This window comes from Bartonella sp. CE47NXGY (genome assembly GCF_042195415.1).
Lineage (GTDB): Bacteria > Pseudomonadota > Alphaproteobacteria > Rhizobiales > Rhizobiaceae > Bartonella.
On record NZ_JBHIOI010000001.1, the window covers coordinates 17,258 to 40,515 of the forward strand.

General features: G+C 36.1%; 18 protein-coding genes. 8 read left to right on the forward strand and 10 right to left on the reverse strand.

What is annotated here, in order from left to right; genetic code table 11:
- Positions 1–46: 46 nt before the first annotated feature.
- The 3 genes from dxs to ACFIL3_RS00120 are packed head-to-tail and all read left to right on the forward strand — an operon-like array spanning position 47 to position 3,964.
- A complete protein-coding gene (gene dxs, locus ACFIL3_RS00110; protein WP_375681738.1) occupies positions 47–1,954 on the forward strand; it encodes a 1-deoxy-D-xylulose-5-phosphate synthase in 1,908 nt (635 codons plus the stop codon).
- Between the two features lie 16 nt (positions 1,955–1,970).
- Entirely contained in the window at positions 1,971–2,714 is a 744-nt protein-coding gene (locus tag ACFIL3_RS00115; protein ID WP_375613026.1) for a TlyA family RNA methyltransferase, read from the forward strand.
- Positions 2,711–3,964 carry a class I SAM-dependent RNA methyltransferase gene (locus ACFIL3_RS00120; RefSeq protein ID WP_375638051.1) on the forward strand — a complete coding sequence of 418 codons (1,254 nt, stop codon included), beginning with the start codon at positions 2,711–2,713 and terminating at the stop codon, positions 3,962–3,964. Before ACFIL3_RS00115 ends, ACFIL3_RS00120 begins: the two co-directional genes overlap by 4 nt.
- A gap of 558 nt (positions 3,965–4,522) precedes the next feature.
- On the opposite strand, the gene tldD is transcribed toward ACFIL3_RS00120, so the two are convergent.
- Together tldD and ACFIL3_RS00130 are read right to left on the reverse strand one after the other, a co-directional pair.
- Positions 4,523–5,947 carry a metalloprotease TldD gene (tldD, locus tag ACFIL3_RS00125; RefSeq protein WP_375668545.1) on the reverse strand — a complete coding sequence of 475 codons (1,425 nt, stop codon included), beginning with the start codon at positions 5,945–5,947 and terminating at the stop codon, positions 4,523–4,525.
- Between the two features lie 110 nt (positions 5,948–6,057).
- The gene (locus tag ACFIL3_RS00130) at positions 6,058–6,597 is read right to left on the reverse strand and encodes an invasion associated locus B family protein (protein ID WP_375628307.1); all 540 of its coding nucleotides are present in this window, start codon (positions 6,595–6,597) and stop codon (positions 6,058–6,060) included.
- A 344-nt stretch (positions 6,598–6,941) separates the two neighbouring features.
- Here ACFIL3_RS00130 and cyoE point away from each other — a divergent pair, with 344 nt between their 5' ends.
- From cyoE to rnhA, 4 genes are all read left to right on the forward strand, one after another.
- Positions 6,942–7,877 carry a heme o synthase gene (gene cyoE, locus ACFIL3_RS00135; RefSeq protein ID WP_375613023.1) on the forward strand — a complete coding sequence of 312 codons (936 nt, stop codon included), beginning with the start codon at positions 6,942–6,944 and terminating at the stop codon, positions 7,875–7,877.
- Positions 7,878–8,059: 182 nt separating this feature from the next.
- On the forward strand, positions 8,060–9,115 hold the full coding sequence (ispH, locus tag ACFIL3_RS00140) for a 4-hydroxy-3-methylbut-2-enyl diphosphate reductase (RefSeq protein WP_375611130.1): 1,056 nt from the start codon (positions 8,060–8,062) through the stop codon (positions 9,113–9,115).
- Positions 9,115–10,074 (forward strand): homoserine kinase, encoded by a 960-nt coding sequence (locus ACFIL3_RS00145; RefSeq protein ID WP_375613022.1) that lies wholly within the window; start codon positions 9,115–9,117, stop codon positions 10,072–10,074. The genes ispH and ACFIL3_RS00145 overlap by 1 nt, the downstream gene beginning before the upstream one ends.
- A 5-nt stretch (positions 10,075–10,079) precedes the next feature.
- Positions 10,080–10,547 (forward strand): ribonuclease HI, encoded by a 468-nt coding sequence (gene rnhA, locus ACFIL3_RS00150; RefSeq protein WP_375611132.1) that lies wholly within the window; start codon positions 10,080–10,082, stop codon positions 10,545–10,547.
- A 26-nt stretch (positions 10,548–10,573) separates the two neighbouring features.
- On the opposite strand, the gene ACFIL3_RS00155 is transcribed toward rnhA, so the two are convergent.
- The gene (locus tag ACFIL3_RS00155) at positions 10,574–11,452 is read right to left on the reverse strand and encodes a protein-disulfide reductase DsbD domain-containing protein (RefSeq protein WP_375681739.1); all 879 of its coding nucleotides are present in this window, start codon (positions 11,450–11,452) and stop codon (positions 10,574–10,576) included.
- A gap of 71 nt (positions 11,453–11,523) precedes the next feature.
- On the opposite strand from ACFIL3_RS00155, the gene ACFIL3_RS00160 reads away from it, so the two are divergent.
- Positions 11,524–12,108: a YqgE/AlgH family protein gene (locus ACFIL3_RS00160; RefSeq protein WP_375606402.1), complete on the forward strand. Its 585-nt coding sequence runs from the start codon at positions 11,524–11,526 to the stop codon at positions 12,106–12,108.
- A gap of 42 nt (positions 12,109–12,150) precedes the next feature.
- Here the strand turns inward: ACFIL3_RS00160 and ACFIL3_RS00165 are convergent, their stop codons facing one another.
- The 7 genes from ACFIL3_RS00165 to ACFIL3_RS00195 all read right to left on the reverse strand — a co-directional run bounded on the left by ACFIL3_RS00165 (position 12,151) and on the right by ACFIL3_RS00195 (position 22,998).
- The gene (locus tag ACFIL3_RS00165; protein WP_375672014.1) at positions 12,151–15,036 is read right to left on the reverse strand and encodes an EAL domain-containing protein; all 2,886 of its coding nucleotides are present in this window, start codon (positions 15,034–15,036) and stop codon (positions 12,151–12,153) included.
- A 398-nt stretch (positions 15,037–15,434) separates the two neighbouring features.
- On the reverse strand, positions 15,435–16,709 hold the full coding sequence (locus tag ACFIL3_RS00170; protein WP_375611135.1) for a M16 family metallopeptidase: 1,275 nt from the start codon (positions 16,707–16,709) through the stop codon (positions 15,435–15,437).
- Between the two features lie 83 nt (positions 16,710–16,792).
- A complete protein-coding gene (gene thrC, locus ACFIL3_RS00175; RefSeq protein WP_375631597.1) occupies positions 16,793–18,190 on the reverse strand; it encodes a threonine synthase in 1,398 nt (465 codons plus the stop codon).
- A 637-nt stretch (positions 18,191–18,827) separates the two neighbouring features.
- Positions 18,828–19,190 carry a hypothetical protein gene (locus ACFIL3_RS00180; RefSeq protein ID WP_375613017.1) on the reverse strand — a complete coding sequence of 121 codons (363 nt, stop codon included), beginning with the start codon at positions 19,188–19,190 and terminating at the stop codon, positions 18,828–18,830.
- Positions 19,191–19,399: 209 nt separating this feature from the next.
- Positions 19,400–19,762 carry a hypothetical protein gene (locus ACFIL3_RS00185; protein ID WP_375628296.1) on the reverse strand — a complete coding sequence of 121 codons (363 nt, stop codon included), beginning with the start codon at positions 19,760–19,762 and terminating at the stop codon, positions 19,400–19,402.
- 189 nt (positions 19,763–19,951) lie between these two features.
- Positions 19,952–20,308 carry a hypothetical protein gene (locus ACFIL3_RS00190; protein ID WP_375628294.1) on the reverse strand — a complete coding sequence of 119 codons (357 nt, stop codon included), beginning with the start codon at positions 20,306–20,308 and terminating at the stop codon, positions 19,952–19,954.
- Positions 20,309–22,302: 1,994 nt separating this feature from the next.
- A complete protein-coding gene (locus tag ACFIL3_RS00195; RefSeq protein ID WP_375613014.1) occupies positions 22,303–22,998 on the reverse strand; it encodes an HAD family hydrolase in 696 nt (231 codons plus the stop codon).
- Positions 22,999–23,258: the final 260 nt, after the last annotated feature.

Sequence of the window (23,258 nt, forward strand, 5' to 3'; positions counted from 1 at the left end):
TTTATCATTGTGTTTTCTTGAGTTAAGATAATAGGAAGGATTTTTTTTGTCTCAGGTCTTAACACCATTGCTTGACCGTGTTTGTTTTCCGCAAGATTTGCGGGCATTACCTGAGTCTGATTTGGTACAGTTGGCTGATGAGTTGCGGACCGCAACAATTGATGCGGTTTCTGTAACAGGTGGTCATCTTGGGGCGGGACTTGGTGTTGTTGAGCTCACTGTTGCATTACATTATATTTTTAATACACCAGAGGATAGGATTATTTGGGATGTTGGTCATCAAACCTATCCACACAAGATTTTAACGGGGCGTAGAGAAAAAATTCGCACATTACGTCAGGAGGGCGGATTATCTGGTTTTACAAAACGTTCAGAAAGTGTGTATGATCCATTTGGAGCGGGGCATTCGTCTACTTCTATTTCAGCGGGGCTTGGTATGGCAGTGGCAAGTGCTTTGAAAGCAGAGACAAGACGCAATATCATAACTGTCATTGGTGATGGTGCAATGTCTGCGGGCATGGCTTATGAAGCCATGAACAACGCTGGTGCTTTGAATGCACGCTTGATTGTTGTTCTTAATGATAACGATATGTCTATAGCACCACCTACAGGTGCTATGAGTGCACATCTTGCACGATTAGTGTCTCGTCCTTCTTATCGTCATTTACGTGAACGCGTAAAGATGTTGAGCGAAAAATTGCCAAAGTTTTTTTTGGATAAAGCCCGTCGTTCAGAGGAATTTGCGCGTGGACTTTTGGTTGGGGGAACTTTATTTGATGAGCTTGGCTTTTATTATGTTGGCCCCATAGATGGGCACAATTTGGGGCATTTATTGCCTGTTTTTAAAAATGTTCGTGAATATCCTAATGGTCCTGTTTTGGTGCATGTTGTAACCCATAAGGGAAAGGGATATCCACCTGCAGAGGCCTCGTCTGATAAATATCATGGTGTTAATCGTTTTGATGTCACGACAGGAAAACAGGTAAAAGCATCAAGTAATATTCTACCCTATACCAAGGTATTTTCTAAAGCTTTAATAGAAGAAGCTCGCCATAATGATAAGATTGTTGGCATAACAGCAGCGATGCCAACAGGGACAGGCCTTGATTCTTTTGCGAAAAAATTTCCTGAAAAAATGTTTGATGTTGGTATTGCTGAGCAACATGCCGTAACTTTTGCGGCAGGACTTGCTTGTGAAGGGTATAAGCCTTTTGTTGCAATTTATTCTACTTTTTTACAGCGTGCTTATGATCAAATTATTCATGATGTATCAATTCAAAAATTACCGGTACGTTTTGCTATTGACCGAGCAGGTTTTGTGGGGGCAGATGGTGCAACACATGCTGGAAGTTTTGATATTGTTTTTTTGGCCACTCTTCCTGACTTTGTTGTTATGGCACCTTCTGATGAGCTTGAACTGATGCATATGGTGCGTACAGCTGCAGCTTATGATCAGGGACCAATTTCTTTTCGTTATCCGCGTGGTGAGGGGATTGGTATAGATTTACCGCAACGTGGTGAGTTATTAGAAATTGGAAAAGGGCGCGTTCTGCGTGAAGGAAATAGAATCGCTTTGGTTTGTTTTGGAACGCGGATGTCAGAAGTGTTGCAAGCTGCTGATGCGTTGGAGGCTGAAGAATTGTCTACAACGGTTGCAGATGCACGGTTTGCAAAACCTTTAGATAAAGATTTGATGCGTCGTTTGGCACGTGAGCATGAGGTATTGGTGACAATTGAAGAAGGGGCAATCGGTGGATTTGGAGCGCACATATTACAATTTTTAGCGCAAGAAGGGCTCTTAGAGCATGGTTTGAAAGTTCGTACACTAAAATTTCCTGATGAATATTTGAATCATGGTTCACCAGAAAAAGTTCTTTCACGTGTCGGACTTGACGCTATGGGTATTTTAAACACGGTTTTTGCTGTTTTGGGACGCGAGATTCGAACAGGATAGAAAATTCGAGTATGAGATGGCTTCCAGAAAAAGACTCGATATTTTTTTAGTTGAAAAAAACTTTTTTACGACACGTTCACGCGCACGTGATGCAATTATGCGCCAAACTGTTAAAGTTAACGGAGAAATCGTTTTTAAAGCTGGGCAAATCGTTTTTGATGATGCAGAGATTACCGTTTGTGATCCAGCGCAGAATTATGTTTCTCGGGCAGCGTTAAAATTGATTGCTGCACTTGATGCATTTCCAATTGTAACGGACAAAGTGACAGCCATTGATGTTGGTGCATCAACAGGTGGTTTTACGCAAGTTCTCTTAGAACGTGGAGCAGATCATGTCATTGCCGTTGATGTTGGGCATCATCAATTTGATAAACGTTTATTGGGCAACAGTGCTATAACGTTATTAGAAGGCTTGAATGTCAGAGATTTTAAACAGGAACATTTAGGTGGGCGAGAAATTGATCTTATCGTTTCAGATGTTAGCTTTATTTCGCTCAAACTTGCGTTACCTCCCGTGTTGTCTTTAGCCAAGAAGGGTGCCCAAGCTGTTTTACTGGTAAAGCCTCAGTTTGAGGTTGGTCGTAAACACTTTAGTAAGGGAGGAATATTAAGTCCATCAAGTGCTAAAGAAACTGCTGAGGCGCTTTTTGTTTGGTTAAATACACAAACAGGGTGGAGTGCAAAAGGTTTAATTTCTTCCCCTATTACAGGTGGTGATGGCAACGTGGAATATTTACTATTCGGAGAAAAACAAGAGTGAATGACAATGTCATAATCGATCATATCGGAGCAAATGGTTATGGTATTGCTAAGACGTCTCACGGCTTCGTTTCTGTTCCTTTTACTTTACCAGGAGAGTGTGCTGAAATTACTGTTCATGGAAAATATGCAACATATATAACATTAAAAGAAAAATCATCAGAACGCATTGATACTCTTTGTCAGCATTTTGGAGAATGTGGAGGGTGTACTCTTCAGCATTGGCATATGGATGCTTATCGCGTATGGAAACAACAATTGGTTGTTGAGGCGCTTAAAAAGTATGGACTTAATAATGTTGTTGCGCCTTTAATAGAATGTAAACCTTATAGCCGACGGCGGATTACTCTAACAGCATCCATGACCCCACAGGGGCAAAAAGTTGGTTTTAACCGTTATCTCTCTCATGAGATTGTAGCTCTTGAGGAATGCCCAGTAAGCCGTCCAGAGCTTATTTCTCAGTTGCATAATATCAGAGAGCTCTGTGCTTTTCTAAAGAGCTCTGCCAAACGGTTTCATGTTACGATAACATGTGTTGAAAATGGTTTAGATGTTGCTTTAAGCGGTTGCATTATACACCATGAATCACTTCGTCAGAGAATGATCAGTGCTGCTCTTTCATATGGGATTATACGTTTATCTGTTGACGGTGAAGTTTTGGTTGAACGAGAAAAACCAGAGATTTACTTTGGAGATGTCCGTGTTGAATTTCCTTCTGGTGGTTTTCTGCAAGCAACTTGTGAAGCTGAAAATATAATGGGCAATATTATTTTGACTCATTTAAAAAAAGCAAAGAATGCTGTTGATTTGTTTTCAGGGGTAGGAACATTTACCTTGCGTATGGCAAAAAAGATGAATGTTCATGCAGTAGAAAATAATGAAGATGCATTAAGAAATCTAAATACAGCAGCACGTTTTGCGACTGGTTTAAAAACGGTCACTTGTGAAAAACGTGATCTTTTCCGACATCCCCTTTCTGTAAAGGAACTTGAATGTTTTGAGAGTGTTGTTTTTGATCCTCCCCGTGCTGGTGCAGAGCAACAAGTACGTGAATTAGCGAAGACAACAGTATCACGTGTTGTGGCAATTTCTTGTAATCCTACTACATTTGCTCGTGATTTATCTCTTCTTGTTGCAGGGGGGTATACAGTAGAAAAAATCATACCGATTGATCAATTTTTATGGTCACCACATGTCGAAGTTGTTGCTGTTTTGAGCAAAAAGAAAAAAAAGAAAGGTTGGAAACTTTAGCCTGAAAGTTTTTTAATACTATGAAGATTTTTTAAAAGTTGACCTGTGTATTATTATAAAATTTCTCCAAAATTTATCTATAATAATAACCTTTTTCTCGTTGAGCTAAGAGCACTGAATGTAGAAAGTGCTTTTTTCTTTTAAGCTTTTTTATTATGAAATATAAAAGACAAGTTACCCCACACAAAAAAAACACACAAAAGACTAATATCTTACGAAAAAGATGTGTCTGAATAAGCCTGTGCCGTCGTTATATTTGCCATCCCCTAATGTTTCTTAAAACTCTTGGTACTTGAGACGGCCCATAAGAGGAATCTTTAGTCTTTTCTTGTACAGTTTTTATCCATATAACTCTCCCCGCCTGTAACGTATAAACGAATGATTTTGATTGATCCAACAGACACAGATTTAAAATGAGAGAATCTTGCGGTATTCAAGGTTCTAATACAATATGAATAACGCTAGATTATCTTTATAAATCAATTCATTGTAATCTCCCCCTCACAAAATGGTCATAATAGACGAGAAGGAGGCAATACTGGGAAGGAATGAGCAAGCTTATTCCTCTATAAGCGCAGTTCCACCGATTGTCATATTATTGATTCGAAGATGAGGTTGACCAACACCAACAGGGACATTTTGCCCTGCTTTTCCGCACATACCAATACCATTATCTAGTTTACTATCATTACCAATCATTGTGATACGTTTCATAGCATCCGGTCCATTTCCAATAAGAGTTGCCCCTTTGATTGGTGCACAAATTTTACCATTTTCTACTCGGTATGCTTCAGTACATTCAAAGACGAATTTTCCAGAAGTAATATCAACTTGTCCTCCACCAAATGAAACAGCATAGATACCACTTTTAAGTGAAGAAAGGATTTCTTCAGGTGTTTTATCTCCTCCTAGCATGATTGTATTGGTCATTCGTGGCATTGGTGCATAAGCATAAGATTCACGCCGTCCATTTCCAGTTGATTTACCTCCCATAAGCCGTGCATTAAGCCTGTCTTGCATAAAACCAACGAGCTTTCCATCTTCAATGAGAACGTTATATCCTGAAGGGGTCCCCTCATCATCAACAGTGAGAGAGCCACGGCATTGTGGAATTGTTCCGTCATCAACAACTGTAACACCTTTTGCTGCAACTTGTTGTCCTAAAAGTCCAGCAAAAGCGGATGTTTTTTTACGGTTAAAGTCACCTTCTAAACCATGACCTACGGCTTCATGGAGCATAACACCAGGCCATCCGTTGGCTAAGACAACATCAAAAGATCCAGCAGGTGCTGCTTCTGCTTCTAAATTTGTTAAAGCCATACGTAAGGCTTCATCTGCAGCTTTCTTCCAATTGTCTTCATGAATAAATTGGTTAAATGCTTGTCTCCCTCCACACCCATAAAAACCATTTTCACGTCGATTGCCTTCAGCTACGACCACAGATATAGAAAGTCGCACAAGGGGACGAATATCACGAACCAAATAACCATCTGCACGTAAAATTTCAACATGTTGTAGCGAGCCGGAAAGAGAAACAGTCACTTGATGCAATTTATCATTTTTAGCACGTAAGTAGGCATCAATTTTTTGCAAAAGAGCACTTTTTTCTTCAAATGATGGAGCATCAAGGGGATTATGCGGTTGATAAAGCCTTTTGTTTGTTTGTTGAGGTGCTATGCTATAAGTCCCTGCATGATTATTATAGGTAACAGCTTTAGCAGCTTCACTGGCACGTTTGAGTGCAGCAGCTGATAACTCACTAGAGTGAGCATATCCAGTAGCCTCTCCAGCAACAACGCGTAGTCCAAATCCCATATCTTGATGAAATGAGCCGTTTTTAAGCTGTCCATTATCAAATAAAAGAGCTTCGCTTTCTGTGTATTCAAGGTAAAGCTCACCATCATCAGCATGATGAAGTGTTTCCTGTATAAGTGATTGCACTTTAGAGGAAGCAATATCAAAATGATCAATCAGCGATTTCATAAGAATTATCCTATTTTTATGGGGGCTCAGAAGATTTTTATCAATCTAATTTTAAGAATCTTTCAAAATATACGATGAGATTTTGATTGTTTAAAATGTATTGATTTCATTCATGTCGGTAAGGTTGCATAGGCGTCGCCAAGACCATGAAGGTCAACAAAACCTCCAATCCCTTGTTCCGGAGTTGTAAAGATAAAATAGGTTGCCATTTTTCCTTTTAAAAAGAGCTGCAATATGTCTTCTTTAAGAAAGGCTTCAGCAACACAATTATCACCAAGACAACGACGATATTCCATTCTGCCCATATTTTTATCGTCAATTTTAATTCCAACGCCAGGACGTAATTCAACGCGAATCGGAACAAAAACACGCATCAAAGCACCTTGCTTTTGAGGAAGTTTATAAAATGTAACGCGCAAGGTAATATCTTGACGCCCTTGTGTGTGAACGTTTTGTACAACTTCACACTGTATGTTAGGTGTACCTGGTGGTAGAGAACACACTTTTGTCCATGCACCATAGGTTTGCGGAGCAGGGACATCTTGTGCATAGGGTGTTTGTGCAAATGCATGACTGATAAAACTACTATAAAGCGTGTAAAGAACAGCACCAATAAAAAAAGTTTTTTTGAGTAATTTATAAAGTATCACAGAAAATCCTATCCGACTCAACACCCACAACCATGCATAGATTTACATAAAAAAATGAATTCCCCATAAAAAACCATAACACAAAATCAGTATTTACCCAAATATATTAATTCATATGATATATTTTTATGATACATTTGTAATGTGGAGAGAACGTTGATTGAAAAAATGTATTTTTATTGCCAATATTTCCATTTACTTTTAGGGGATACGTGCGAAAGAGATATTTCATATTTTCTCAAAAATACGATTGGTCTTAATGGGTCATTTCCATACGCTAGATAATATTTGTCAGATAATATTGGATTTGTGAATGACAGAAATGGAAAAGGGCTTTGAGTGGAATGTCAGTTTCAGAAGAGTTATCGGTTGTGAATGGTAAATCAACGCCACCAAAATCCGGTATTGGTGATTACATCACATTATTAAAGCCACGTGTTATGTCTCTTGTGGTCTTTACGGCTCTGGTTGGTTTGCTTGTATCGCCTGTTCCTATCAATCCGTGGTATGGTTTTTTAGCAATTTTATGTATTGCTGCTGGTGGCGGTGGTGCGGGAGCACTGAACATGTGGTATGATGCTGACATTGATGCTGTGATGGAACGGACTAAAAAGCGTCCTATTCCCATGGGTAAAATCAGCTCCCAAAAGGCATTTATTTTTGGCATGGTTCTTTCTATGCTCTCGGTATTGGTTATGGGGAGCTTCATTAATTGGTTTGCGGCATTTTTTCTTGCGTTTACGATTTTCTTTTATGTCGTTATCTATACAATTTGGTTAAAGCGTATCACACCACAAAATATTGTTATTGGTGGTGCTTCTGGGGCTTTTCCACCAATGATTGGATGGGCCGTGACAACAGGGACAGTGAGTATTGATAGCTTTTTATTATTTTTAATCATTTTTATGTGGACCCCCCCTCACTTTTGGGCTCTTTCTTTATTTTCATCTCTTGATTATGAGGCTGCAGGTATCCCTATGATGCCTAATGTACGAGGTGAACATTCAACAAAAAAACAGATTTTATTTTATACTGTTTTGATGGCATTGTGTGCTGCTGCTCCTTGCTTTACTGGTCTTGGCGGAATTTTTTATGGTATTTTTTCAACAATTTTAAGCATTATCTTTATTTATTTTGCCTATCGTTTATGGAAAGCTGATACACATAATGAAACTATTTTGATGGCCAAAAAAACGTTTTTCTTTTCGTTACTTTATTTGGCAGCTATCTTTGGAATTCTTTTGATTGAATCTCTTGTTTGGTATTTTATCGCTCTTTAGTTGCGTAAAATGAAAGAGCAAATTTTAAAAGAGCTTTTCTTCAAGAAAATGCTGTAAGAAAACACGATAGAGTGTGTTCTTATGCAAAAGATGATATTGCACGTTTTTTTACATTGCTTATTCATGTATAATAATAGGTTGTTTGAATATATAGCTAAAACTATAGAGATTAAGGATGATTTATGTCTGGACTTCCCCCTTTAACGATACGTCTTTGTGGTCCACGTGGATTTTGTGCAGGGGTTGATCGTGCTATCCAGATTGTTCTGCTTGCATTAAAAAAATATGGTGTTCCAGTATATGTTCGTCATGAAATTGTACACAACCGCTACGTAGTTGAGGGATTACAGCAACGGGGTGCTGTTTTTGTCGAAGAACTTAATGAGATTCCAGAAGAACATCGCAATCAACCAGTTGTTTTTTCTGCTCATGGTGTACCAAAATCTGTTTCAGAAGAAGCACGATACTATAATTTGTTTTATCTCGACGCAACATGTCCGTTGGTCTCGAAAGTTCATAAACAAGCGATACGACATCAACGTCATGGTCGTCATGTTATATTGATTGGTCATGCTGGTCATCCTGAGGTGATAGGGACAATGGGACAGCTTGAAGAAGGGGTTGTGACGCTTATTGAAACGATAGAAGATGCTTTGCATTATCAACCCAATGATCCAGATAAATTAGGATTTGTTACACAAACAACGCTTTCTGTTGAAGATACTGCAGGAATTATCGATATATTACAACAACGTTTTCCTACATTAGCAGCACCAGCGGCTGAATCAATTTGCTATGCTACAACGAATCGACAAGATGCGGTTAAAGCAGCGGCAAAGGGGAGTGATTTGTTTTTGATTGTTGGAGCACCAAACTCTTCTAATTCACGACGTTTAGTAGAGGTTGCCGAAAAGTCTGGTGCGCGGCAAGCTATTTTAGTTCAGCGCGCTGATGAAATTAATTTTGAAAACCTAAAATCTCTTTCTATAGTCAGTCTTTCAGCAGGGGCTTCGGCTCCTGAAATTATTATTGATGAAATTATTTCAGCATTTCGTGAGCGTTATGATGTCACAATAGAATTAGCTGAAACAGTGGTAGAAACGGAAAAATTTTTAGTGAGTCGCGAATTACGCGACGTCATTTTAACGTCTCAAGATATGGCTTTCGTTAATGGTCAAGCAAATAATGCAAAAAATGAAAATCAGAATACAGACATGTCTACAACGAAAGCAGAATAATGGCCGTTTATACAGATATTCACCCAAATGATTTAAAAGTGTTTTTAACACGTTATGCAATAGGATCACTTTTGTCTTATCAAGGTATAGAAGAGGGGATTGAAAATTCTAATTTTATGTTAGAGACAACACAAGGGCGATTTATTTTAACACTTTATGAAAAGCGTATTTCAAAAGATGATTTACCTTTTTTTTGTCGCTTGATGCAGCATTTAGGACAGCGTGGAATTCCTTGTCCTCAACCTGTTATTCAAAATGATGGAATGATGATCTGTGAACTAGCAGGACGTCCTGCTGCTATTATTACTTTTCTGGAAGGAGAGTGGATCCGCCAGCCCAATATAGATCATTGTGGCGAAGTGGGGACGGGGTTAGCACAATTACATTTAGCAGGACAGGATTTTACACTCAGTCGTAAAAATACTCTTTCTGTTATGGATTGGAAGGTATTGTGGCAACGTTGTCAAACCAAAGAAGATGCATTGTTAAAAGAATTTGGACAAAAAATTGAGTTGGAATTGGCTTTTTTACAGGAAAATTGGCCATGTAATTTACCAATAGGCATTATTCATGCAGATTTATTTAATGATAACGTTTTTTTTGTGAATCATCGTCTTTCTGGGATGATAGATTTCTATTTTGCTTGTAATGACTTTTTTGCTTATGATTTAGCGATCTGTTTAAATGCTTGGTGCTTTGAGCCTGATCATTCCTATAATCTTACCAAAGCACGTAAGTTATTGGAAAATTATCAAAAAATAAGACCATTGATCCCTTTAGAATTGGACAAGATGGTCTTATTAGCTCGTGGTGCATCTCTACGTTTCTTACTCACACGTCTATATGATTGGTTTAATACACCGCCTAATAGCTTTGTTATTAAGAAAGATCCATGGGAGTATTGGCACAAGCTTTGTTTTTTCAGTAATGTAAATTCGCTAAGTGAATTAGGTTTTTAAATTTTATGGCAACTCAACAAAAAGTCGTTGAAATTTATACAGATGGTGCTTGCTCAGGGAATCCTGGAGTTGGAGGATGGGGAGCAATTTTACGCTGGAATGGTCATGAACGGGAGCTTTATGGCGGTAAGGTCCATACGACAAACAATCAAATGGAACTCATGGCGGCAATTTGTGCATTAAAGGCGCTTAAAGAGCCCTGTTTGGTCGATCTTTATACAGACTCAGTTTATGTACGTAACGGTATATCTAAGTGGATTGAAGATTGGAAAAAGAATAATTGGCGCACTGCATCAAAAAATCCTGTTAAAAATATGGAGCTATGGCAAGCTCTTGAGGATGCTAGTTCTTGTCATACAGTTAGATGGCACTGGGTAAAAGGGCATGCGGGACATCCAGAAAATGAACGCGCAGATGCCCTTGCTCGCAAAGCAATTACTCAATATCGTGAAAATGGACGTTTTCCAGCATAATTGCTTTTTGAGAGCTTTTTCTTTTATCACGGAGACGCAAGAGGGGTTGGCTGCGTATGGAATATGAATGTTCCACTTAAGGCGTGATCTTTAAAAGCAACTGTATAAAAAATTTTTTGGTTTATTTCTTCTGGTGTGAAATAGAGTGGAGCACTGAAGAGTGTATATTCTGCGTTATCACTGACTTTTCTTGCTGCTCCAATTTGCATTTCTCCTCCATCTAAAAAGAGAGAGGAAGGAGTGGTTTTGTTGTTATTTTGTATTTTTATAAGAAGGGTACTATTATTTTTTTCAGCACTTATTTTTAGTGCATTCTGCGTCATGCGGGGCAAAGAATTTTGCGCCTTTTTTAAGAAGGAAGCAGGAAGCTGTTTATTTTTAAGAGCAGATGGCGAAAAATCAAAGTTAACAGTAAATGGAAGACAGATTTTATTACATAATCCAAGAGTGAAAGCACCACTTAAATTTTTGCTTGAACCAGAAAGATTGAAGGGCAATATTACTTTATCTTTATAACCTAATGACCAATCATTTTCTGTTTCAAAAAGCTGTGGAGTAGGATAAAAGATTTCATAAGAAATCTGTTGGTTGAAATTAAAAAATGGTGCCATGCCAGAATTACCTGGATTACGCCAGTAAGTTTTCCATCCTGGTTTAAGCACAATTTCAATAATACCTTCTCTTATTCCAGAAAGAGAAGGTTCAGTGATTGCTAATCGGATACGACCACCCTCTGATTCATACCAAGATGTTGCGAAAAGCTGGAGTTTTTGTTCTGTTTGAGCATTTACAGGAATGTTAAGTAATTTTAAAACTAAGAATGTTAAGCATAAAGTAACTAAAAGCTTTTTATAAAAGAAAGTTGCGATATTTTGTAAATTTGTAAATATGTGACTTTTTTTCATTGGAGTTTTATTTTCCTAGTGTACTAAATGAACAAACTTTTATCATGTAAATTATGGAGAATAGCAGATTAATGAAGCAGTGTAATGGCTTTTTGGGTGGTCAATTACTCATAGCAATGCCTGGAATGAATGACAAACGCTTTATTCGTTCTGTTATTTATATTTGCGCGCATTCTGATGCTGGTGCGATGGGCATCATTCTCAATCAATTGCATCATATTGATTTTCCAGAGCTTTTGCTTCACTTAGGAATCATAGACAGTGGCCAAAAAAAAAGTCTTTCTGAACCGATAAAAAATTTTCCAGTTCGCTATGGTGGTCCTGTTGATCCTTCGCGTGGTTTTGTCCTTCATTCAGATGATTATGCTTGTGAAGAAACTGTTTTTATTGCAGATAAGATCTGTTTTACTGCGACAATTGATATATTAAAAGCGATCAGTTGTGAACAAGGTCCGCAACATGCACTGGTCGCATTAGGCTATGCTGGATGGAAAGCGGGGCAACTTGAGGCAGAAATTTCTACAAATGGGTGGCTAATCAGTTCTACATCACCTAGTTTTCTTTTTGAAAGCGATTTAAGCTGCAAGTATGATAAAAGTTTAACACGCATGGGTATCGATCCAACTTATCTTGCTTCTGAAATGGGACACGCGTAGAGTTTTTTCTAAGCTTTTTAACTTTACACGTTATTTTATCCCTTATGTTTTTATCTTATAAGGGAAATGGCTCTGAACGAGCGTAATTAATTCTTCTATGGCAATCGGTTTCGTCACAAGTGTACTTTGAACATATTTACAACCTTCTTGACGGAGGAAGATTGCTTCTTTTTCATTTTCAACACCTTCTGCGATAATTTGCAAATTAAGATCTGTTGCCATATTAATGATAGACTTGAGAACAATTTTCTTCTTAAGAGAGTCGATTGAGATAAGTGAACGATCAAGTTTAACCATATCAAATGGATAACGTACGAGATAGGTCAGAGACGAATAACCTGTTCCAAAATTATCGAGTGCGAGATTCATTCCAAGTGTTTTAATTTGTTCAAGAAAGTGCGCTGATTGTTCAGGATTATTTCTTAAGACAAATTCAGATATTTCAATCATTAAGCGTCCTTTGTGGAGCGGATGGCGAAGCAAAGCGGCACGCAATTGACTGATAAAACGAGGATGAATCATTTCTGCGCTTGGTAAATTAATTGAAATAAAGAAAGATTGTTGGGAAAACTTTTCTTGTACATTTATAAGATCGATAATGGCATTATCGATGATAAATTGTGACAAATCCATAACAATTTGTTCATTTTCTACGATTTTTATGAAATCAGAGACATTTAAATTTCCATAAGTGGGATGATGCCATTCTACAATTGTTTCAAAACCAATAATATGTCCGTCTGATAAATTAAGAATAGGATGGTAGAGGATTTTCATCTCATTACGTTTTATGGCATAATGGACATCTTTCTCCAGAGTATTATGTTCGAGACCCAAAGTGCGAAAATTAGGACGAAAAGGTTCAATATGGTTCCCACCCATTTGTTTTGCGCGAATCATCGCTAACTCACTATCATTAAAAATATCTTTAGCCGTCGACCGGCTTTCACTCCATGTAACCAATCCGATAGAGGTTGAAAGGATTATTTTATTTTCTGAAAGTGAAATAGGTGCTGAAATTGTTTTGTGCAAATGATCTGCAAATGCTGCAATTTTTTGTGGTTCGGTTTCACTGAGTAAAATAATTGCAAAGCGGTCTGCTGAAAGACGCGATAAGGTGTCTTGAAAGTTAATGAGACGATTTAAACGACGTGCGATTATAAGCAGTACAGTATCCCCAACAGCGATACCTAATTTGCGATTAATTTGGCGAAAATTGTCAAAATCAATCATAAAGACAGTTGGTCTAATTTTGATATTTGCTTTCGCTAAAGAGGTATAATTTTGTAGTCTATCAAAGAAAATTTGTTGGTTAGGAAGTCCAGTTAAGCTGTCGTGGATTGCATCATGCAATAAGCGTTCTTCGGATTTTTTATGGTTAGTAATATTGACAATGGTTCCAATGACACGTGTGATTTTTCCATCTTTTTGCATAGCCGGACGTGCACGAAGAGAAAACCAATGATAATAACCACCACCGGAAGAAAGCCGAAAAATTTGATCAATGCGCCCTTTTTTATTTTTAAGAATGATATCCAATACGGCTTGAAAGCGTTCACGATCATCATGGTGCAAGGCTGAAATCCAGTTGCGCATAGGTCCATTGAGGTTATGAATTTCAGTACCAAAAAGGGTTGCCATGTTTGGATGTACAACAATACGATCACGCTCAATATTCCAATCCCAAATAATATTTCCAGCTCCCTTTGCTGCGAGTACTTGTTGTTCAAGGTCGGAAAATATTCCTTCATGGAAAGCGTCATTAGAAAAAGTTTGTTGCAGGACAGTAAAGCTTATGAGAAGAACAATGAGCACTAATCCTCCCGCTAATGCTGGCTGGATAATATCATTGTTTAAATGTCCAGCTATGCAGGCATAGGCTCCAACACACCAAAAGCTAATGAGCAACCATGTTGGAATAAGCATAATGGCGCGGTCATAGCTTCTGATTGAGAAATAGATGATTAATATTATACCAAGCACAGCGGTAAGGCCAAAAGACAAACGCGCAATTCCAGCTGCTCTGATGGGATCATAAATAGCAAAGGCTCCTAGACTGCAAAACGCAATGGTCCAAGCGATAGCACCGTAACTAAAATGATAATGCCAGCGGTTAAGGCTGAGATAGGTAAAAAGAAAAATGAAGAGTGTAGCAGTAAGTGCTACTTCTGTACCAGCACGCCAGATTGGTTGGGTTGTGAGTGTAACTGCAAAGAATTTATTTAAAAAGTTGAAGTCAATACCAATATAAAAAAGCACTGCCCAAGCAACTGCCGCTGTTGCAGGAAACAGCCCTGTTCCACGGACGACGAAGAGAACAGTTAACAAAAGCGCTAAGAGACCTGATATCCCAAGAAGAATACCATGATAAAGCGTATAAGAATTAATTGCATCTTTATAAGCTTCAGGTTGCCATAAATAGATTTGCGGTAGATTTGCAGAGTTAAGTTCGGCCACAAATGTAATAACAGCACCAGGGTTAAGGGTAATACGAAAGATATCAGAGTTTGCACTAAGTTGACGATCGAGGGAAAAACCTTCGCTTGGCGTTATGGATTGAATCCTTGATGATCCAAGGTCTGGCCAAAAAAATCCAGAATGTGCCATGCGGTAATGGGGGGCAACGATGAGACGATCAACTTGTTCATCTGTTGGATTTGCAAGAGAAAAAACTGCCCAATTTCCGGAAAATTTTTCATTTTTTGCCTGCACTTCAATACGCCATACAATACCATCTGGTCCTGGTGCTGTACTTGTTTGAAAAATAGAGTTGTTTGTATGGTGAATTTCAATTGCTTTTGAGAGATCAAGAGCAGCATCTTGAGAAGAAATTTTAACTGGTTCAATTGCTTGTGCTGATGTAAGATGGACAAAAGAACTAACGACTACAATGAAAATGATGTCAATTATTTTACGCAAACTCTTCACAATGTCCCACTCTCAATATTTTAGGATGTTTAATTTTCATTTCGACTTTTGAGAAAAAACGTCCACCTTTTATAATTTATTTACATAATAAATTGTTATCACTTTTTCTTAAGTTATGTGATTTTATATACAAATAGACCACACACCCATTTGCTTCAATGGAACCTGAAGCGAATGAAGTTTTATATTTTAAAAGGGCAAAGTTAAACCATGAATTTCCAGATTTCACGGATATACCTTCACTTATTAGAATCTTTATCACATGAAGTATGAATTGGGTAGTTTTGTACGCCTATTTGCCCAATATTTCCAAAACTTATTTAATGAGGAGAGCTTTTGTGGTAAATTTTATGATAAAATATGTGATGTTATTGTGATGCTGCTTTGAAAAGAAGTTTTTACTTTAGCTTGTATGAAAGAGTTGACGTTAAATCATCAAAATTTATGAGGGGTCCTACAGGTCCGACAGCAGTTAGTGTTGGAGTGGAGTTTGTAAAAAGACGATGTGCTAAATCAGTTAATCTTTTAGGAGTGATGAGATTGAGGCGTTCAATTGTTTCCGATATTGGAATTGGTCGACCATAAAGGAGTATTTGGCGAGCAATGAGATGTGCTTGACTAGAGGGATTTTCCTGTGACATTGTCAGATTTGCACGATATTGCGTTTGTGCTCGTTGCAGTTCGTTGGCGTGAATATTTTTGCTGACCTTGGAAAGTTCATCAAGAATCACAGGAATAAGTTCTTTGAGCCCTTCTTGTCCGGTAGCTGCGTGAACACCAAAAAGCCCAGTATCTGAAAATCCCCAATGAAAAGCATAAATAGAATAGCATAATCCACGTTTCTCTCTTACCTCTTGAAAAAGACGTGAAGACATACCACCACCAAGAATGATAGAAAGAATTTGGGCTGCATAAAAATCACGCGCGTGATAAGCACGTCCTTCAAACCCTAGAACAACTTGTGTATCCATTAAATCGCGATATTCACGAAAGTCGCCACCGACATAATTTGCAAGATTAGTAAGAGGTGCGGTTGAATGGGAGCGAAAAGTACCAAGACGACTTTCAACTTCTCGCAAGAAACTTTCGTGCTTTACAGCTCCTGCAGCAACGACAATCATACGATCTGCACTATATTGTTTATTGATGAAATCATGGAGATCAGTAGATGTAAATGATTGAATAGTTTTAGCTGTTCCTAAAATAGAGCGTCCAAGGGATTGATGACGAAAGGCTGTTTCTGTAAAGTGATCAAAAACAATGTCATCAGGAGTGTCATGGGCAGCACCAATTTCCTGAAAGATTACTTGTTTTTCTCGTTCTAGTTCATCGTCGTCAAATTTTGAATGCATTAAAATATCGGCTAAAATATCTATAGCAAGTGGGATATCGCTTTTAAGAACACGTGCAAAGTAAGCTGTTGTTTCAATACTGGTTGTAGCATTGATTTCACCGCCAACATCTTCAATATCGGTTGCAATTTGAAAAGCAGTACGGTTTTCGGTTCCTTTAAAAGCCATATGCTCAAGAAGATGAGCAATACCATGCTGTGTGGAGGTTTCATTGCGTGAGCCCACTTTAACCCATATTCCGAGGGCAACACTATCAATTTGTTGCATTGTATGTGTGGCGATAGTCAAACCATTACTAAGGCGACATATATCTACATCCATGTATTTACAACTCCATTAAATAAGCTAAATACCTCATTGTAAGGGTATCAGAATATTCTTGATTTAAATTAATGCAGCTAACTTTAATAAGATGCACGCGATTTTAAAGAAATATAATCTTTTACTATTTTTTCATCATTAGCAAGATTTATAAAATGTTCTTCGTGTTTCATTACATCATTGAGATGAGATGGCCATGGAGCATGAAGGCCACAAGCACTTTTAATAGTATCAGGAAATTTAGCTGGATGAGCCGTGGCAAGAACGATCATTGGAATATGCGGTTTTTTGTTTTCACGCGCTACTTGAAGAGCGACCGCTGTATGTGGATCAACAAGATAGCCACTTTCCTTATAGACACTATCAATTGTTTGAGCTGTTGCAGCCATGTTGCTTTTTCCAGCGGAAAATAGGGAACGAATATTTTTGAGTTGCTTTTCATCAAGAGTAAAGAGACCCGTTTTTTTCAAGTTTTCCATTGCATTGCGAATCCACATTGGATCACGATTGCCACTTTCAAAGAGCAAACGTTCAAAATTAGAAGAGACCTGAATATCCATAGAAGGTGATGTTGTATGGACTATTGGTTGTGTTTTGTAAGTACCACTGGTCAATGTACGTACAAGGATGTCGTTATCATTCGTTGCGATGACCAGTTGAGCAATGGGTAATCCCATACGGGCTGCGACATAACCTGCAAAAATATCACCAAAATTTCCAGTAGGAACAGTAAATGAAACAGCTCTATCAGGTGCTCCTAAAGAAAGTGCAGATGAAAAATAGTAAACAATTTGCGCCATGATACGCGCCCAATTTATAGAATTAACACCTGAAAGTGCTCTTTTTTTACGAAAATTGTGGTCATTAAACATTGCTTTGACAAGAGCTTGGCAATCATCAAAATTTCCTTCAATGGCAATGGCATGAACATTGGAACAATGATTGGTTGTCATTTGCCGTTGTTGAACAGGCGATACACGTCCTTTAGGAAATAAAATAAAAATATCTGAGTGTTCTTTTCCAGCAAAAGCCTGTATTGCAGCTCCTCCTGTATCACCTGATGTTGCAGCAATAATCGTTGCACATCTATTTTTTTCAGTCAAAACATAATCCATCAGTCGAGAAAGAAACTGCATTGCTACATCTTTAAAAGCTAAAGTAGGACCATGAAAGAGTTCAAGGATAAATTCATCTGCTCCAGTTTGTCGTAACGGACAGATTGCTGGATGGTGAAAGGTTGCATAAGATTCAGCGATCATATTTTCAAAAGCTGTATATTCGATTTCGTTATTCACAAAGGGCCACAGAATAGTTTTAGCAATTGTTGTATAGGACTGACCACGAAGTGCTCGTAACGCATCAAATGATAGCTGAGGAAATTTATCTGGCAAATAAAGTCCCCCATCACTTGCCAACCCTGTCATGATTGTTTCCGTAAAGCTTAAAGCAGGAGCTTCACCTCTCGTGCTGATATATTCCATAAGTCTTATCCTTTTTTTATTTCTGGCAAATTGATGAAGTTATTTATTTCACGTTTTTCATAATATTTAAATTATTAAATGGATAGAGCTTCTTTTCTTCTTTTTAATTCAATAATGAAAGGAAATAGCCTTAAGCATTTTTATTTTTGAGATATAAACGCCAAATGTTCACAGAAAATCTGTTACAGTCAAAATTTTTTTCTCTATTATTCATTCACTTAAATTTTACAACGTATCTTCACTTGTACACCTTCTTAAATAATAAAATTAAATAGATAGAATGGTATTTATTGAAGAACTTTTGTATAAAACTCAATCATTCATAGTTATTTTATGCTCTTAATACTTTGTAACAATTAAATCTGCTAAACTGAATGTTAAAATGATACATCTCAGAACTCACATTGGAAGATTTATGAGGTAATTTTATGGCATTTCGTGCGCAAATCTATACTTTGAATAATCTTTTTTAGCTTAATTTATCACTTTGTATAATAATAGATATTATATTTGTGCTATACAGTATGGTAACCTAAAGTTTATCCATAGAAAACATACAACAGCCTGCTAAATGATGGGAAGCAGGCTGTAAAGTATTTTCATTTTAAATAGAAAAAAATAACTAAGTATCTTTGAATTATTTGCCTTTAATTTTTCCTATTGCCCATCCGATTATCCCGCTAAATATGGCCATAACAGATCCAGTCAAGAATCCAAAACCCAAAGCTCCTACTGTAGAAAAAACTCCTAGCGTAATTGGTTCAAACACTTTCTCAAATTTTCCTTCAAAGGCAGATTCACTTTTTGCTTTATGAGTGAAACTTGGGACATAAAGAGCAGCTATATCGATAGCTTTTTTCTTTCCTTGTTCTATTAAAGAGACAGTTTCCCATTGAGTATCATTTTTCAAATGATTGGCATGAACATTTATAACTTGTGAAAGCAGAAAAGCAACTGCTATAAAAATATTTAATACGTAAGTTTTCAATACTTTAATCATAGTTTACCACCAATACTTTTATTTTAATCTGAATTGAATAGATGCATCGGCAGAATTAGTGCACATTGAGAGAAACAGAAGCATTTAAAGCTTTTTTCACTCTTAGTGTGATAATTCATTAGTTTTTGTCATCAACAATGGATAAACACGGAATATGTTCATAGTTTATATTTCATATGAGAAGGTCTTATTCTGATGAAATTTCAATTTTAACGAGATTTAAAATACAATATTATTTTACTTATTATCCATCCTAAAAACATGCCTATCGTACTTGATGCATATCCAAGTGCCATCCCCATACCAAAAGCCCCGAGTGTAAGAGGTTCAACAACCTTTTCAAATTTTCCTTCAATAGTAGCTTCATTACCCACTCCACGATTTAGACTAGGTCTATAGAGAGAAACGGTATGGACTGCATCCTTTCTTTTCTGTTCTATTGCAGAAACAAAAATATTCTCACGATGAGTACTATTTTGTAAAGAGTTTGCATGCACATTTACAACCTGAGAAAGAGAAAAGGCAGAAATAATGAAAATACTTAATATATGATTTTTAAATAATTTAATCATAATTTACCTCAAATATTTATACTATTCAATATATATGCGTAAATTTATACTTAATTTATACTTTGGATATTTGGATGTAATCTACAACATTTATATTTTGTAGCATAATGAGCTTCATTATGTAATTATTTACAATGAATTATAGCCACATAATAAAGCTATTATTATAGAGTTCTAGACGAGGTTGAATTATTTGAACATCAATACTATGTCCTTTATCCAACTTATTATCGATCCTATAAAGCTCATTACATGTCCAGTAAACAATAGCCCCATTCCTATAGTCATAGGCTCAACGACCTTTTCAAATTTTCCTTCACCTATTGTTCCATGTTCTGTTTGATAATTTACAGACGGAGCATAGAAAGCAGTCGTAGAAACTACATCGGATTTCGCATATTTTACTTGTTCCATTGGGAAAACAGAAAATTCCTCTTTTGGATTATCGTTTTTCAAATAGTTTGCATTAACATTTACAGTTTGTGAAATAAAAAAAGTGCTCGCTATAAAAATGCTTAAAATATAATTTTTAAATATTTTTACCATAACTTTACCTCAAATATTTTTAAGTTATATATGTAAGAAATATACATAATGTTTATGTATATCACACTATATACAAGACATATAGTTCAATATGTATTTTTAGTCAATAATAAAAATACATATAAAAATATAACTATAATTTTTATAAACGTTATTGTAAAAAAGTAACAGTAATAATTACAAATTATATTTTTTAAAAACTTTATACAATATTTTATTATGTGTTATATATAAAATAACATATGGTTATCGTATAATTTTTATAAAATGACATTAATATATTTTTTAAATACATTTATAGATAATAAAATTGATCAAAATTTTTACATATTAAATATATAAAAAATTATTTATTATCGATAGTATAATAGAAAAAATGAAGATTATGATGTGGTTATAAAAATATTATTAACAATTAAAATATGAATGGACACGCTAAAATTTTATTATTTATAGTATTTATTATAGATAGTCATTATTGTAGAATGTGTGTTCTATAGATATTATTAAATTATTATTCAATGGTTATTTAATTGCATCGTGATATCAGAATAATAATTCTTACTTTACTATTAAATATATACATTTATCTTATAGATAATAATATGTTATAGATACTAAAAAATGTACAATTTTCTCATAGTGTAAAGTAGAGCTCGAATTGGATAGAGATAAATGATATTATCTTTTTATCGCCAATGTGAACAGCATATTACTATGATGCAAGGCAGTGTATAGAAGAATATAATTTAGACATATTTATGAGTGCCGAAAGATCAGCATTAGATAATATTTTCAACACTTTCTTCTTTCCAAACTGAAAAGCCGCTTTTATTTTTAGAAAGTGGATTACTTTTGAAAAGATCTGATTTCATTGCTTATTTAAAAAGGCTATTAAGTGCTTTCGGAAAATTTTAAGCAACTATTGGTATCGCTGTCGCTTGTTTAACATGATTATATGTTTCATATTTATGTGCTTTTTTAAAGAAACCGTTCTCAAGGTACTCAAGCCTATTTTGCAATGATAGATATGATGATAAAGCCCCCATAATATAAAATTCTTAGGGCATCAGAATTTTTGACGTTTATAAAGAAGAAAGATGGCATTGCCATACACTTTTCTCGCTCCTAATGTTGCTACAATTTTTGCCTTTTGAGATGATTCATTAAAAGGCATTTTTATTTCTTTATTTATTTAATTCAGCATATCTAGGTTTGAAATGAGAGAATCTTACAATATTCGGTTTTTTTGCTTAATTTGAATCATGATAAATTATGATTATAAATCAATATATTGTCTGTAAATTACTTGGTATGAAATATTTTTTATAAAATGCACATCTTCATAAGAGTGTATTCTTTTTGTTTTTTGTAATCTTAGGGAGGTTGTACCAATTGATGCTGTTAAAATACTATTTAAGCAGCAAAGTAAATAAGCCTTCAACAAGTTTATGAGATTTGGATTGAGTAAATATAAGCCTTTGTAACTCAACAAGGACGCATTTGTCATTTTCAATAAAGTCTTGTGTTCCATAGATTCCGCGAATTTTAATATTTTTTCCATGATCAATAGGCACATCCCTTACAATTTTACCATAGTATGTGATTTTTTTGATCAGATGAAAGAGGCTAGTAATTCTCACATCTTATCGAGCAAGGCATCGTAATATTCCTTTTTTGACAAATATAATAATTTATCAGGATGAGCTGCTGAGGTTGGGAGTGGGATATCGGAGTTGAGATAGATAAGCAGGGTTTAATTTTCATGAGTTGGCACCCCTGTTTTTGGCTTTTTTTAAAGCACGTGCAATGGTTAACAGACTTATGATTTCAATGAGGCGCTATATTTTTCCTTCACATTGAGATGCAATTCACCCGTGTCGTGAATTACGCATTTATTGAAGTTATTATAAAAGGAGCAGCGAGAAGAGCAGGACATTTGAATAAAAATGCTTCTTACAAGAGTTTACAAATTGATATATTCAAGAGATTTTTTATAATAGATCTCGCCATACTGCCATTGCTTCTAAGACTTCTCCTAAATGAGCATGTTTTGCAATAACTGTTTCTGCACCAGCTTCTGCAAGTGCATTAGAGTGGCCAAGATAGCTATGTGATCCTCCCGTAAAGCCGATGACACGCATGCCTGCTGCTATGGCTGCGTGTACACCATGAAGTGAATCTTCTATAACGATAGTGTTTTGGGGCTCTGCCTGTAATTGTTGTGCGGCAAAAAGGAAAACATCAGGGGCCGGTTTCGTTCTTTTTGTTCCAACTTCAGGTGCTGAAAATATTTTACCTTCAAAAAGGTCATAGAGATCAACCGTGATGAGCATCTCTTTTATATCTACGCTTTTTGCATTAGAGCAGATACAGTAGGGATAGCGTGTTTGGATAATTTCTACAGCTTCTCTTACATCATCAATAGCCCGTAATTTAGTTTTTATTTGTGTACGAAAAATATTAGTCATTTGATCTATGAGATGAGCAGAAATAGGTTTTTCTGTTTCCTGTTCAACGTGTTTAAGAATATCGCGAAAGATAAGCCCTGCAAAACGCTCACTCAATTCTTCGGGTGATATTTCATATCCTGTTTGTTTGAGCAATTGAGATCCAATTTTTGCTGCAAGATATTCAGAGTCGACGAGAACTCCGTCACAATCAAAAATAATAAGATCTATCTGAGGCATAAGATATTCCTTTACATGTTACGAGATGGACAACTTTCATGAAAACGATATTGAGAAGATCTTATTTCATAAAAATACGCTTTGAAAATGATTCTTAATTCTTTTACGAAATAAAAGATATGGGAACAGTACATTGAAAAAAAAATTAAGGTTTCATTCATATGAAAGTTTTTTTTACTAAAAAAACAAAAACAATCATCAATTTTGTAGAACTTTAACGATACGTTTACGCTATTTTGTAAATATAGATGGGTAATGCG

Coding starts and splice junctions, on each gene's coding strand:
- ACFIL3_RS00115 (WP_375613026.1), top strand. CDS start 1,971: ATGGCTTCCAGAAAAAGACTCGATATTTTTTTAGTTGAAAAAAACTTT.
- tldD (WP_375668545.1), bottom strand. CDS start 5,947: ATGAAATCGCTGATTGATCATTTTGATATTGCTTCCTCTAAAGTGCAA.
- cyoE (WP_375613023.1), top strand. CDS start 6,942: ATGTCAGTTTCAGAAGAGTTATCGGTTGTGAATGGTAAATCAACGCCA.
- ispH (WP_375611130.1), top strand. CDS start 8,060: ATGTCTGGACTTCCCCCTTTAACGATACGTCTTTGTGGTCCACGTGGA.
- ACFIL3_RS00145 (WP_375613022.1), top strand. CDS start 9,115: ATGGCCGTTTATACAGATATTCACCCAAATGATTTAAAAGTGTTTTTA.
- rnhA (WP_375611132.1), top strand. CDS start 10,080: ATGGCAACTCAACAAAAAGTCGTTGAAATTTATACAGATGGTGCTTGC.
- ACFIL3_RS00155 (WP_375681739.1), bottom strand. CDS start 11,452: ATGAAAAAAAGTCACATATTTACAAATTTACAAAATATCGCAACTTTC.
- ACFIL3_RS00160 (WP_375606402.1), top strand. CDS start 11,524: ATGAAGCAGTGTAATGGCTTTTTGGGTGGTCAATTACTCATAGCAATG.
- ACFIL3_RS00170 (WP_375611135.1), bottom strand. CDS start 16,709: ATGGATGTAGATATATGTCGCCTTAGTAATGGTTTGACTATCGCCACA.
- thrC (WP_375631597.1), bottom strand. CDS start 18,190: ATGGAATATATCAGCACGAGAGGTGAAGCTCCTGCTTTAAGCTTTACG.
- ACFIL3_RS00180 (WP_375613017.1), bottom strand. CDS start 19,190: ATGATTAAAGTATTGAAAACTTACGTATTAAATATTTTTATAGCAGTT.
- ACFIL3_RS00185 (WP_375628296.1), bottom strand. CDS start 19,762: ATGATTAAATTATTTAAAAATCATATATTAAGTATTTTCATTATTTCT.
- ACFIL3_RS00190 (WP_375628294.1), bottom strand. CDS start 20,308: ATGGTAAAAATATTTAAAAATTATATTTTAAGCATTTTTATAGCGAGC.
- ACFIL3_RS00195 (WP_375613014.1), bottom strand. CDS start 22,998: ATGCCTCAGATAGATCTTATTATTTTTGATTGTGACGGAGTTCTCGTC.